The organism is Novosphingobium sp. PP1Y (assembly GCF_000253255.1).
Taxonomy (GTDB): Bacteria; Pseudomonadota; Alphaproteobacteria; order Sphingomonadales; family Sphingomonadaceae; genus Novosphingobium.
In genome coordinates this window covers 3057382-3071121 of the sequence record NC_015580.1, presented here as the reverse complement: position 1 = coordinate 3071121, position 13740 = coordinate 3057382, and the positions used below count along the sequence as shown (strand labels likewise).

Genomic DNA, 13740 nt, shown 5'->3' with positions numbered 1-13740 from the left:
GCACGTCATGGGTGGCACACAGCAAGGGCTGGCATTGAGCGGGGCACGAGGTATCGAGGCGCGTCTGACCGGGATTCCCGGTCTGGACGTCGTGCGCGAGCGAATTGAACATTGGCGCAGCGACGGTGCCTGCGGTCCGCAGCATGCCCATGTCCATGCACTGCTTCTTGGCCTGAGGCGGCTCGATGCGATCAATATCGCCTATGGCGCAGCGGCCGGAGACGGTGCGCTTGAGGAAGTCGCCGCGCGGATCAGCCACTTTGCGGAAGACGAACTGGATGGGGCCTGGATGGTGGCGCGGGCAGGCGGGGGTACCTTCCTGCTGATCGCCAACGAGGCCTGCAGCCGCGAGCGCTGGCAGCTTTTCGCAGACCAGTTGGCCGAAGCCATTGCGCGCCCGATCGCGGTGCCATCGGGCGTCCTGCGCCTGTCGCCCCGAATTGCGCTGATTCGGGCGCTCGACGACGAAAGCGTGGATTCGATGCTCGATCGGCTCGGCCATGCGCTGCAGGGCGTCAACGAGCAGCAGAGCGGCAGACTCGCATGGGCAGACGGTGAAGTCACGCCGCCGGGGCGCTCGGCCGCGCAGCTTGAGACCGACCTGCTTGGCGCCATCGACCGCGATGAAATCGAGATACTGTTCCAGCCCCAGTTCAGCCTGGCAGACGACCGCCTGACCGGCGCCGAGGCCCTGGCGCGCTGGAACCATCCCGAACTCGGCCGTATCGGCGCCGGGGCGCTGTTTTCCATCGCCGAACGCGCCGACCACGTGGCGCCGCTATCGCGTCATATCGCGCACAAGGCACTCGCCGCAGCGCGCGACTGGTCGGGCGACCTGCGCCTCTCGATCAACGTCACGCCCGCCGATCTCGCCTTCGGCAGCTATGTGCGCCAGATGCTCGACCTGGTGCGCGAAAGCGGCTTTCCCTTGCGCCGCCTGACGCTGGAAGTGACCGAGCAGGCGATGATCAGCGACGTGACCCTGGCCGCGCAGACGATGGCCGAATTCTCCTCGCAGGGCATCCGCATCGCGCTCGACGATTTCGGGGCGGGGTTCTGCAATTTCCGCTACCTCAAGGTGCTGCCGATCCATTACCTCAAGCTCGACCGTTCGATGATCGAGGGCGTTGCCAGCGACAAACGCGACGTGGCCGTGCTGCGCGCGATCGTGGCCATGGCCGAGGCGCTCGACCTGCAGGTCATTGCCGAAGGCATCGAGGAAGAAGCTCAGCGCGAAGTCGCGGCGAAGGAAGGCTGCGCCTATTATCAGGGTTTCCTGCGCGCGCAGCCGATGAGCGCGGCGATGTTCGAGAAACTGGCGCGCGCGGAGGGCTGATGCCCGGACCCCCGAGCAATCAGATCCTCTCGTAGATTTCCACCTGTCCCATCCGCCTGGCGAGGCGGTAGCGCGCGCCCAGCCAACCGTCGATGTCCCGGCCGGCATCGCGCACCCATGCCCGGCCTCGGCCCATGCTGTCGGTGACGATGAAGCGCGGCGTGCTCGCCATGATCCGGCCGATTTCATCGTGGCCGACATAGTCGTGGTCCGCCAGCGTATCGATGATGGCCTTGCGGGACAGATTGCTCGGATAGACCCCGGCGCGCGAGAGCGGCGGTGTATCGAGATAGAATAGCGCAAGGTGCATGTGGAGGGCCCAGACCGGCGATCCGGCGCCGCCCCGGGCGCGGATCCACTGCGCGGCATCGCGGATGGAGCGATCGGCAGAATCCGGGTTCGCCGCAAGTTTTACGGTCTGCGCGGTTCCGGTTACCAGCACGGCGATCACCGGGCTGGCGGCAAGCGCCGCTGCGCCGACAACGGCACTCGGCGCCAGTCTCCCGAGGCGCGCTGCGGCGGGAAAGGCAAGGGCGGCGAAGATGGCGAGGAAGGGCATGACCTGCAGCCAGTAATGCGGATAGGCCGCTCCTCCGATCAGCAGTGAGGCCAAGACTGCAATCATTCCGGTCCACTGGACGAGGGCGAACCAGGCCTTGTCCGGATCGCGGCGATGCCTGACGAGCAGCGGCAGGCTGGCCCCCATGCCAGCAAGTGCGAGCAGGGTCATCGGGACATAGATCAGCGGGGCAAGCTGCGCGGTATAGTAATATTGCGCCGCGTGGAGCCGCAGCACGTCCAGGGCCGAAAGCTGGCCGGAATAGGCCAGTGGAACGTCGATCATCGCCAGACGGAACGTCGCCAGCTCTCCGGCAAGAGCATAGACCAGCGTCAGCATGGCGGGCGGGATCAGCCCGGCAAGGCCATAGGCCAGCCAGGCGTGACGCGCGCACCGCGCCGGACGCATGACCGACAGGGCAAGGAGTAACAATCCGAAGGCCAGCGCCACCACCGCCAGATTGGTGCGCGTCAGAACCGCCAGCGAGACGAGCAGACCGCACAGTGCGGCATCGGCGAGGCCTACCGTCTCGCGGCGCACCAGCAGCCATGTGGCCGGCATCATGAAGGCGATGGCAGGCAGTTCCGAACTCGTATCGAGCCCGAGTGTGCCCGAGCAGAGCGCGACGCTCATCAGCGCTGCGGCCAGAGCCGGCCAGGCGCCGGTGGCGCGCCGCGCGATCAGGAAGGTGAAGAACGCGGCAGTGAACACCGCAAGGGCGCCGATCAGGCGGATCGCGAGCAGGCTCTTGCCGAACGTGGCGATGACCGCGCCGAACAGCAGGAAGACGACCGGCGGCTTGAGGTCGAACTGGTGGACGAAGGGCAGGTGGCCCTTCGCCACGTCCGCGCCCATCAGGATGTAGCTCCATTCGTCCGAATCGATGTGTTCGGTCAGGAACGCGCCGCCGCGCGCGAGCAGCACGAAGAGCGCGATGACAACGGCTGCCGGCAGGGTTGCAGGAGAAGACCCGGCGAGCGCGAGTCGCTGCGGTGTAAATGCACGGCTTGCCATGATCGCGCGACCATGCCGGCAATTGCTTGCGATCGGGTTACGCGCCGCGCCCGCGCCCACCCCGGAGGTGTCAGCCCTTGCGCGCGACGGCGCTCAGGCCCTTGGTCAGCTGGAAGAGGCCATTGAGGCGCGACTTGGGATCGCCCCATGCGCGCGTGAGGACGAGCTTGTTGTCCGGGCGCAGCTTGACCGTACCCTGCAGCCTTTCCGCATAGGCGATGAGGCCGGCCGGGTTGGGGAAGCTGTCGTTGTGGAAGCTGACCAGCGTGCCGCGCGAGCCGACGTCGATCTTGGCGATATGCGCCTCGATAGCCTGACGCTTGATCTCGATGAGCTTGATGAGGTTGATCGTCGGCTGGGGCAGGGCGCCGAAGCGGTCGATCATCTCTGCGGACAGGGATTCGATCTCCTGCTGGCTCTCGGCATCGTTGAGGCGGCGATAGAGCGCCATGCGCACGGCGAGATCGGGGACGTAGTCGTCCGGAATCATGATCGGCGCATCGACGGTGATCTGCGGGCTGAGGCCCGAGGTGTCCTTCTCCAGCCCGACGCCGCCCGCGCGGGCGGCCATGATCGCGTCTTCCAGCATCGACTGGTAGAGTTCGAAGCCGACTTCGCGAATGTGGCCGGACTGTTCGTCACCCAGCAGGTTGCCCGCGCCGCGAATGTCGAGGTCGTGACTGGCGAGCTGGAAGCCCGCGCCCAGGCTGTCGAGATCGCCCAACACCTTGAGGCGCTTCTCCGCGACTTCGGAAAGCGCGGTGGCTGCAGGCGTCGTCAGGTAGGCATAGGCACGCAGCTTCGAGCGCCCGACGCGGCCTCGGAGCTGGTAGAGCTGGGCGAGACCGAAGCGGTCGGCGCGGTGAATGATGATCGTGTTGGCGCGCGGGATGTCGAGCCCGGATTCGACGATGGTCGTCGACAGCAGGACCTCGTACTTGCCCTCGTAGAAAGCGCTCATGCGCTCTTCCACTTCGCCTGCGCTCATCTGCCCGTGTGCGGTGATGCACTTCACTTCGGGAACGTGCTTGTGCAGCCAGTCCTCGACTTCGGCCATGTCCGCAATGCGGGGGACGACGATAAAGCTCTGGCCGCCGCGATGGTGTTCGCGCAGCAGTGCCTCGCGCATCACCATGTCGTCCCATTCCATCACGTAGGTGCGCACCGCAAGGCGGTCGACCGGCGGGGTCTGGATGGTCGACAGCTCGCGCAGGCCCGACATCGCCATCTGCAGCGTGCGCGGGATCGGCGTCGCGGTCAGCGTCAGGACGTGGACGTCGGTGCGAAGCTGCTTGAGCTTCTCCTTGTGGGTGACGCCGAAGCGCTGCTCCTCGTCGACGATGACCAGGCCGAGGCGCTTGAACTGCACCGACTTCGACAGGATTGCATGGGTGCCGCAGACGATGTCCACGGTGCCCGAGGCGAGCCCTTCGCGGGTGGTGCGCGCTTCCTTTTCGGGGACGAGGCGCGAGAGGCGACCGACATTGAGCGGAAAGCCTGCGAATCGCTCTGCAAAGCCGGAGTAGTGCTGGCGCGCGAGCAGCGTGGTCGGCGCGACGACGGCGACCTGCTGCCCGGCCATGGCAGCGACGAATGCGGCACGCAGGGCGACCTCGGTCTTGCCGAAGCCGACGTCGCCGCAGACGAGGCGGTCCATCGGCTTGCCCGCGGCAAGATCGTCGAGGACATCGGAAATCGCGTTGTCCTGGTCTTCGGTTTCCTGCCAGGGGAAGCGGTCGACGAACTGGTCGTAGGCCGATCCTTCGGGAACCATCGCCGGAGCCTGCCGCAAGGCCCGCTCGGCGGCTGTCTTCATCAGCTCTCCGGCGATTTCCTGGATGCGCTCCTTGAGGCGCGCACGGCGCTTCTGCCAGGCTTCGCCGCCCAGCTTGTCGAGCATGACGCCTTCGCTCTCGCTGCCATAGCGCGAGAGGACGTCGAGGTTCTCCACCGGGATGTAGAGCTTGTCGCCGCCCGCGTAAGTCAGCATCACGCAGTCGTGCGGGGACTGGCCCACCTGGATCGACTGCAGGCCTTCGTAGCGACCGATGCCGTGATCCATGTGGACGATCAGGTCGCCGGGCGTCAGCGCCGCCAGTTCGGCAAGGAAGGCGTCGGAATCCTTCTTGCGCTTCTTGCGGCGCACGAGGCGGTCGCCGAGGATGTCCTGCTCGGTGATGACCTCTACGGTGTCGTTGGCAAAACCGGTTTCGAGCGGCAGCACCAGCGCGGCCGAGCGGCCCTGGACGGCCAGACCCAGCGCTTCCTGCCAGGTGTCGGCAAGGCGCGGTTCGGGGCCCCACTTGTTGGTCTGGCTCGCTTCGCCGAGGATCGAGACGAGCCGCGCGCGGCTGCCGGTCGAGTAGGCCGCGAGGATCGGCTTGCGCCCGGCCTTGCCGACCGCGTGGAGGTGCTTGGCCGCAGCCTCGTAGGCATTGTCGCCGCGGGCGCGCTCGGGCGTGAAATCCCGGGCGTTTGCAAAGCCGAAGTCGATGATCTTGCTGCCTTCGGGCTTGGCGAAGGCATCGGCGCGGTGGACCGGGAAGCCGGACAGGGCCTGCTCCAGTTCCTCGCTGCCAAGGTAAAGCGCGTCGATCGCGAGAGGACGGTAGCTTCCCGCCTTCTGACCCGAGGTGTCGAGGCGCGCCTTGTGATAATCGGCGATGTCGCCCAGCCGCTCTTCGGTTGCACCGACGGCGGAAGTGTCGGCGACGATCAGGTCGTCGTCCGACAGATGGTCGAAGAGGCTGACGAGGCGGTCCTCGAACAGCGGCAACCAGTGCTCCATCCCGGCCAGGCGACGTCCGTCGCTGACTGCCTGGTAGAGCGGGTCGGCGGTGGCATGGGCGCCGAACATCTCGCGGTAGCGACTGCGGAAGCGCTTGACCGTATCGTCGTCGAGCAGGGCTTCGCTGGCAGGCACGAGCAGGTGCTCGGCGACGGTGCCGGTCGAGCGCTGCGTGCCGGTATCGAAGAGGCGCAGCGTCTCCAGCTCGTCGCCGAAAAAGTCGAGGCGCAGGCCTCCTTCAAGGCCCGAAGGCACGATGTCGAATATCGAGCCGCGCACGGCGAACTCACCCGCGTCGATGGCGGTGTCGGTGCGCTGGTAGCCTTGGCGGCGCAGCAGACCGATCAGACTTTCGTGGCCGATTTCCATGCCGTGTTTGATCAGGCGAACCGATTCCCGGATACGGAACGGGGTGAGCACGCGCTGAAGCACGGCATTGGCCGTGGTGACCAGCAATTGCGGCCCGCTGCGCTTCGCCTGAAGCCGGTAGAGCGCCGCAAGCCGCCGCGCGCTGACCGAGAGGGCAGGGCTGGCGCGGTCGTAGGGAAGGCAGTCCCACGCCGGGAATTCCAGGACGTCGAGCTCGGGCGCGAAGAATTTCGCCGCCTCGGCAATCGCGCTCATTGCCGCCTCGTTGTCGGCAATGAAAACGGCGCGTCCTTTTGCCGCGCGGGCGAGATCGGCCATCACGAGCGGCTGCGCGCCGCGCGTCACCGCGGCGAGGGTCAGGGGCGTCGTGGCCGAGAGAAGTCGCTGGAAATCGGGCATGGCGGGAAGCGCGGCTGATAAGGCGTTGGCAGGGAATTTCAATCGTGTTGATGGTTGCCGATCAGAACCCGGTGCTGCACTGCGACGCAACGAGGAAGGAGAGAACGATGAATGAGAGGCAATTGGAAGGCCGGCGCGCGCTGGTGACGGGCGCTTCGAGCGGGTTGGGGCGCCACTTCGCCCGCGTGCTGGCTGCGGCCGGAGCGCAAGTCGTGCTCGCCGCGCGGCGTGAGGATGCGCTGAAGCAGCTTGCCGAGGAGATCGTCAGCGAATTCCGTGTCGCGGCCGTCCCGGTGACACTGGACGTGACCGATGGCGAAAGTGTGCGCAGCGCGGTGGAGCAGGCCGGAGACATCGATATTCTCGTCAACAACGCGGGCGTGTCGAAAGCCATGGGAATACTGGATTACGAAGAAGGCGACTTCGATTTCATCATGGACGCCAACTTGCGCGGTGCATTCCTGGTTGCGACAGCAGCTGCCCGGGGGATGCGTGATCGCGGGAAGGGTGGCGCCATCGTCAACGTCGCATCCATCCTGGGCCTGCGGCAGGGCGGGCAACTTGCGGCCTATGCGATGTCGAAGGCCGGCGTCGTGCAGATGACGCGGCAGATGGGGCTGGAGCTCGCCCGCTACGGCATTCGCGTGAATGCGCTGGCGCCGGGCTATTTCTCGACCGAGATGAACAGCGACTTTCTGGCCAGCCCGGCCGGAGAGGCTATGGCCAAGCGAATACCGCAGCGCCGCTTCGGGGAGTTCGCGGACCTGGACGGGCCTTTCTTGCTGCTGTGCTCGGATGCTTCGCGCTACATGACCGGAGTCGTCATTCCGGTCGACGGAGGGCATGTCATTTCGTCGCTCTAGGCGAGACGGCGCGCAGATCGGGTCAGCGCGGGATCTCGACGTAATCGAGCTTCATCATGCGCTCCAGCATCGGCCCGCGATATTCCTCCGGGATCGTCTGGGTGCCGAGCGCCCAGGCCATGATGTCGACATCCTCTTCGTCGATGATCTTCTCGAACAGATCGAGGTCGGCTTCCGACCAGGTGTGGTGGAAGCGGTCGAAGAAGCAGCCGATCATGTAATCGGCTTCGCGCGTGCCGCGATGCCATGCGCGAAACTTGATGCGCGCGAGACGGGGCGAAAGTTCGGAAGCGTTTTCGTCGGCCATGACAGCGCCGTTACGCGACGGCGCTGTCATGGGCAAGTAGGGCAGGAGCGCGCGCTCAATCGTGCAGGGCGCGCACGATCTCCGCGGCCGGGCGACCGGTCATCGTCTTGGCCACTTCGCCGACCAGCACCTGCTTGAGTTCCTTGTGATAGTGACGACGCATTTCACCCAGCGAGCGGGGATCGGCAACCACGATCAGCTGTTCGATCTCGCGTTCCAGCACCTTGCGGTTGAGCCAGTCGGTCACCGCTGCGACGTGGGCGCGCTCATCCAGTGAGTCGTTGCTGGGGTCGCCGGTACGGGCCTTGTGGCGCGATCCGGCATCGTGTTCACGCGCGCCTGCGCTGAAATTCGTGGGCTCGAGTTCGGGAACCGTCAACGCCGTGAGCCGTGGCTCGGCTTCGATCCCGGAGTTGCGATAAAGCTCGAACTTCTCGCCGTCGACGACTGCGAACACGGTTCCGTTGGGCAAGAGCATGCGATTCTCCTTTTCCGGTCATGCCTGTAAGGCCAACAACGCTGTCCCCATCCCTGTTCCCTGGCGTCTGGTGAAACGCTTCAGTATCGCGCTAAGAGGCTGCTCATGAGGCCTGAAGCGCTCAATTCCCTGTTCGTCGAAGTCGATGCGCTCGACGGTGTCGGTCCGAAACTGCGTCGTCCGCTTGAAAAGCTTGGACTCACGCGGCTCAGAGACCTTGCATACCACTTGCCGGACCGGTTCGTCGAGCGCCGCGCGGTCGAGAATCTCGACGATGCCGGGGTGGGCGAAAACATCATCGTGGCCCTGACCGTCCGCGAGCACAGGGCGCCCGCCGGCAGGGGGCCGTTCCGGGTGATCGCCGAGGACGTGGCGGGCAATGTCTGCACGCTCACCTATTTCGGCCGCGCGTCCTACACCGCCCGCAAGCTGCTGCCGGTGGGTGAAACACGCTGGATTGCGGGGCGCCTCGACCAGTACGGTCAGATGCTGCAGATCGTGCATCCGGAACATGTCGCGGAAAGCGGTTCGGCGCTGCACGGCCAGCTTTGCGAGGCGGTCTATCCCCTGTCCGAAGGGCTGACGCAGGGGCGCGTGTCCGGGCTTGTGCAGCAGGCACTCAAGGTCCTGCCGGAAATGCCCGAATGGATCGAGCCGGGCCTGCTCGCGAAGATGAAGTGGCCAGTGTGGCGCGAGGCGCTGCTGGAGGCGCACAAGGGCGTAAATGGCCCGGCGCGAGACCGGCTGGCTTATGACGAACTGCTTGCCAATGCCCTGGCTTTGATGCTGGTGCGGGAGAGCAATCGTGCCCAGTCCGGCACGCCGCTGGCAGGAGACGGCTCGCTGCGCGCGAAGCTGCGGCTGCCTTTCGAGCTGACCGGGGCGCAGAAACGCTCGATCGCCGAGATCGAGGGCGATGTTGCGCAGAAGTCGCCGATGCTGCGCCTGCTGCAGGGCGACGTCGGTTCGGGCAAGACAGTGGTCGCCCTGTCGTCGATGCTGATTGCAGTCGAAGCCGGGGCGCAGGCGGCGCTGCTGGCGCCCACCGAAATTCTCGCCCGTCAGCACCACGAGACTCTTTCCCGCATGGCCCAGGGCACCGGGGTCGAAATTGCCCTGCTGACGGGGCGCGACAAGGGCAAGGCGCGCGAATCGATCCTCATGGGGCTGATCGACGGTTCCATCGACATTGTCGTGGGCACCCATGCAATCTTCCAGGATACCGTCTCCTACAAGAACCTCGCGCTTGTGGTGATCGACGAGCAGCACCGTTTCGGCGTCGGGCAGCGCCTGATGCTGGCGCGCAAGGGACGGCGTACGCCGCATACCCTGGCGATGACCGCCACGCCGATCCCGCGCACGCTCACGCTTGCGCAATACGGCGAGATGGAGGTCTCGCGCCTCGACGAACTGCCGCCCGGTCGCCAGGCTATCGATACCCGCGTCGTCTCGGTCGAGCGGATGGAGGATGTCGTCGGTGCCATCGCCCGGCATCTGGAGACGGGGCAGCAGGCCTACTGGGTCTGCCCGATGGTGCGCGAAAGCGAGAGCGACGATCTCGCCGCAGCCGAGGCGCGCTATGCCACGCTCAAGGAAAGGTTCGGCGAAGACGTCGTCCTCGTCCACGGCCAGCTCAAGCCCGAGGCCAAGGACGCCGCGATGGAACGCTTTTCCGGCGGCGATGCGAAAGTTCTGGTGGCGACGACGGTCATCGAAGTCGGCGTCGATGTGCCCAATGCCACGCTGATGGTGATCGAGCAGGCCGAGCGGTTCGGCCTGGCGCAGTTGCACCAGCTTCGCGGCCGTGTCGGGCGCGGCAGCGAGAAGTCGACCTGCCTGCTGCTACGCGGACAGCAGCTCAGTGAAACCGCTCGCCAGCGTCTGGCACTTATGCGCGAGACGCAGGACGGTTTCCGTCTGGCCGAGGAAGACCTCGAATTGCGCGGCGGCGGTGAATTGCTCGGTACGCGCCAGTCCGGCGATACGCCGTTCCGCCTCGCGACGCTGGAGCAGATCCAGAAGCTGCTGCCGCTGGCGCACGACGATGCGCGGCTGCTGATCGAGCGCGACGGCGGCCTCTCGGGCCCGCGCGGGGAAGCGGCGCGCCTCCTGCTCTACCTGTTCGAACGCGATTGGGGCGTGCAGCTGCTGCGGGGCGGATAAGTCGCGGGCGGGTGAAAATCAGGCGGCGAGGCGAACCTGGTCGCGTCCGCCGTGCTTGGCTTCGTAGAGCGCGCGGTCGGCCCGCTCCATCAGCTTGTTGGCATTCTCGATGGGATCGAGCTGCGCAACGCCGGAACTGATCGTGACCGGCACCGTGATGTCGCCGCCCAGTTCCATGGCCTCTATGTGAATTGCTGCGCGCAGCCTTTCGCAGACGGCCCCGGCGTCCGGTGCATCGGCATTGGGAAGAAGCACGCCGAATTCCTCCCCGCCGATCCGTCCGACAAGGTCGCAGGCGCGCACGGTGCCTACAGCCAGCTTCGCCACGCGCCGGATCACGTCGTCACCGGCAGCATGACCGTAGCTGTCGTTGATGCTCTTGAAATGGTCGATGTCGAAGATGGCGAGCGAGAAATCAGACCGGTTGCGGCGCGCCTGGGCGATCGACCTGTCAAGAGCGGCGAGGAATTCACGCCGGTTGGCAATGCCGGTAAGTTCGTCGGTCTGGGCGATATAGCGCAGTTCCTGCTGGAAGGCGCGCTCGCGCGCGATGGAGCGGCGCAGCGCCACGACAGTCAGCGACGTCGTGAACAGCAGGCACATTCCGGCAGTGGTCATGACCAGAAGGTACATCAGCAGGATGTTGTTGACCGAGCGGGTCTTGGCATTGACCGAGCCGAGCCGCACGCGTTCGCGCGAGACGATGCGCTGGACGTCGGCATTGATCCGGTTGATCGAACGACGGGCGTGTCCGGTGCGCACGACATCGAGCATTTCCTTCTTCAATCCGGCCTTGTCGAAGACAATCACGGTGCGAAGGTCCATGAAATAGCTCTGCACCTCGTTTCCCAGTCGCTGGAGCTCCCGGTTGTTCTCCTGGTTGCCGTCGACGTGGCTGCGCAGCGCGGTCATGAGGCCGGGAAGCTCGCGTTCGCTCTCAAGCATGGGCTCGAGATAGCGCGGGTCGCCCGTCAGCAGGTAGCCTCGTTCCCCGCGCAAGGCTTCGAGCGCGACCAGCCGGATTCGGTGGGCATCGCGCAGGAGGGCAATAGTTTCGGAGTTCAGCCGCGCCAGTTCCTGCTGTTGGACATTGGCCCGCCAGGCGATGAAGCTCGAGCCGACAAGGAGAGATCCGAGCAGCACCGTCGAGGCGATGAAAAGCCCGACGCGCGAGTACAGGTCGTTGACCTTATTCAGAAATCTCTGGAGTTTTGTCACGGTTTCCATTCTGCGGCGCGTGATGTGGACCTATTGGGAGATAGTTACTTTCAGGTAAATTCACGCCGCGGCGAATGCAGTGGCGGCGGGCAAGGGAGCGCGGCCGGATCGCTGTGTCCCCAAAGAGAGATTGACCTGAAGCGCCACTCGCAAGACATTGTCACGACGTTGAAATTCGGGAGGACGCTGGTGCTGGTCAGGTCATGGACGCCATGCTCGCTCTGACGCGCCGAGGCATGGCCGGAGTGGTCGCCCTGTATTCGGGCGTAGCTCTGGCCGGCTGGATCTTCCGCTTGCCGGCGTTGACCAGTTTCGGAGTAGGGGCGGCGCAGACCTCGCTTGCGACCGCAGCCTGCGCAATCCTCCTGGTGATCGCCGTCATTGCGCAAGAGCAGGATAACCGGGCGGGACGGCGGTTCGCCCGGACGATCGGCTGCGGGCTCGTCGCGGCTATTTCGCTGGTGGCCATGGGGCAATATGCGCTCGATCTGAAAGATGCCGGGTATCTCATGGGGCCGACCATGGGGCGCTATTCTCCGGCGACGGCCGTGAGCTTCCTGTTCCTGTCCGGCGCCGTCTACGCCATCGGTTCGCATCGCCATTATCTCGGCGCCAGTCTTGCGGTCGGCGCCCTGACGATCTCGGGCAGCGCCATTATCGGCTATGCTTATGACGTCGCCGCACTGACCCAGGTCCTCGGCTTCTCGGCGATGGCGTTTCCCACCGCGCTGGTGGTGACGCTGCTCGCCCTCGCGATCCTGATGCTCGACCCGAAGAGGGGCTGGCTGCGGCATATCGTCATGGGACCGCAGGCCCGCAGCGCGTTCCAGCTGATGATGCCGGTCGCGGTGATTGCGCCTTTCGCCATCGGCGGCCTCGCAAACTGGCTGGTCGGTGCCGGGCTTGTCGGAACCTCGTTCGGGTTTGCCGCCGTTGCCGTCATCATGATCATAACCCTTGGCGCCATGGTGGTCGTCACCAGCGCGCAGCTCGGCCGCATCAACCGGACCGAGGCGCGACTCGTTGCCATTGTCGAATCCTCGGACGACGCCATCATCGGCAAGAATCTGGACGGTATCATCACCAGCTGGAACAGGGGCGGCGAGCGTCTCTTCGGCTTTACTGCACGCGAGGCGATCGGTCGCCCGATGCAGATGCTGATTCCTGACGAAAGGGCCGATGAGGAAGCCCAGATCCTCGCCAAAATCCATCGCAAGGAGCATGTCGACCATTTCGAGACCGTGCGCCGGCGCAAGGATGGCAGCATGCTCGACGTATCGATCACCGTCTCGCCGATCCTGCTGGCATCGGGCACGGTGATAGGGGCATCCTCGATCATTCGCGACATCAGCGCGCGCAAGCTCAAGGACCTCGAGCTTGAGCGCAGCAATGCCGAGCTGGAGCAGTTTGCCTACGTTGCGTCACACGACCTGCAGGAACCGCTGCGCATGGTTGCGAACTACGTCGAACTCCTGAGCCAGCGTTACACCGGCCAGCTCGACGAGCGGGCGGACAAGTTCATCCACTATGCCTCTGACGGCGCGCGCCGGATGCAGCAGCTGGTTTCCGACCTGCTGGCCTATTCGCGCGTGGGATCGCAAGGCAGGCCGCCGGTTCGGGTGGAAACCAATGCCGTGGTCGACCGCGTCGTGCATACCCTCCAGCGTCGGCTCGAGGAATGCGGCGGCGCGATCGAACGCGACGAATTGCCCCGCGTGCTGGGCGACGAAGTGCAGCTTACCCAGCTGTTCCAGAACCTGGTGGGGAACGCGCTCAAGTTTCGCGGCGAGGAACCGCCAAGGGTGCGCGTTCATGCCGAGGTTGAGGGCAGGCAAGTGCGTTTCGCCGTTAGCGACAACGGCATCGGCATGGAGATGCGTTTCGCCGAACGCATTTTCCAGATGTTCCAGCGCCTGCATGAGCGGTCGGCTTTCGAAGGAAGCGGAATCGGGCTCGCCATCTCCAAACGAATTGTCGAGCGGCACGGCGGATCGATCTGGGTCGAATCGGAACCGGGCGCGGGCACCACGTTTTTCTTCACGCTTCCCGCCGATCAATAGGGCAAACGATTGCGAAATGCGGGCCTATCCTTTGGGTGAGCGGCCTTTACCGGCGGAGCCGCATGGTTAAATCCTTGTTACCATGGGGTAGGGGGGCTCTCATTTACTTGATTGTACCTATCCGATTGCTTTAGCTTGATTTCCGGCTGGCAAGACATATCGTGCCGCTTGAGCCTGTCGATGCGG

At 65.2% G+C, this 13740-nt stretch carries 9 protein-coding genes; 4 read left to right on the top strand and 5 right to left on the bottom strand.

Translation table 11 applies throughout. The features are described 5' to 3' along the window. The first annotated feature begins 7 nt into the window (after positions 1-7). Positions 8-1336 (top strand): EAL domain-containing protein, encoded by a 1329-nt coding sequence (locus tag PP1Y_RS20545; protein WP_013833923.1) that lies wholly within the window; start codon positions 8-10, stop codon positions 1334-1336. 19 nt (positions 1337-1355) lie between these two features. Here PP1Y_RS20545 and PP1Y_RS20540 read toward each other — a convergent pair whose 3' ends face one another. After that, positions 1356-2909, bottom strand: a complete 1554-nt coding sequence (locus tag PP1Y_RS20540; protein ID WP_013833922.1) for a glycosyltransferase family 39 protein — start codon at positions 2907-2909, stop codon at positions 1356-1358. Positions 2910-2979: 70 nt separating this feature from the next. Continuing rightward, entirely contained in the window at positions 2980-6465 is a 3486-nt protein-coding gene (gene mfd / locus PP1Y_RS20535) for a transcription-repair coupling factor (protein WP_013833921.1), read from the bottom strand. A gap of 107 nt (positions 6466-6572) precedes the next feature. Between mfd and PP1Y_RS20530 the strand changes: the two genes are divergently transcribed. Then, a complete protein-coding gene (locus PP1Y_RS20530; RefSeq protein ID WP_013833920.1) occupies positions 6573-7328 on the top strand; it encodes an SDR family NAD(P)-dependent oxidoreductase in 756 nt (251 codons plus the stop codon). Between the two features lie 22 nt (positions 7329-7350). Here the strand turns inward: PP1Y_RS20530 and PP1Y_RS20525 are convergent, their stop codons facing one another. Then, the gene (locus PP1Y_RS20525) at positions 7351-7635 is read right to left on the bottom strand and encodes a succinate dehydrogenase assembly factor 2 (protein ID WP_007014910.1); all 285 of its coding nucleotides are present in this window, start codon (positions 7633-7635) and stop codon (positions 7351-7353) included. Positions 7636-7690: 55 nt separating this feature from the next. After that, the gene (locus tag PP1Y_RS20520) at positions 7691-8113 is read right to left on the bottom strand and encodes a host attachment protein (protein WP_007014911.1); all 423 of its coding nucleotides are present in this window, start codon (positions 8111-8113) and stop codon (positions 7691-7693) included. A gap of 105 nt (positions 8114-8218) precedes the next feature. Here PP1Y_RS20520 and recG point away from each other — a divergent pair, with 105 nt between their 5' ends. Next, positions 8219-10276 carry an ATP-dependent DNA helicase RecG gene (recG, locus tag PP1Y_RS20515; protein WP_013833919.1) on the top strand — a complete coding sequence of 686 codons (2058 nt, stop codon included), beginning with the start codon at positions 8219-8221 and terminating at the stop codon, positions 10274-10276. An 18-nt stretch (positions 10277-10294) separates the two neighbouring features. On the opposite strand, the gene PP1Y_RS24780 is transcribed toward recG, so the two are convergent. Beyond that, positions 10295-11494, bottom strand: coding sequence for a diguanylate cyclase (locus PP1Y_RS24780; protein ID WP_158511867.1), 1200 nt, complete (start codon positions 11492-11494; stop codon positions 10295-10297). A 203-nt stretch (positions 11495-11697) separates the two neighbouring features. On the opposite strand from PP1Y_RS24780, the gene PP1Y_RS26200 reads away from it, so the two are divergent. Then, on the top strand, positions 11698-13554 hold the full coding sequence (locus PP1Y_RS26200; RefSeq protein WP_051010085.1) for an ATP-binding protein: 1857 nt from the start codon (positions 11698-11700) through the stop codon (positions 13552-13554). The last annotated feature ends 186 nt before the right edge of the window (positions 13555-13740 follow it).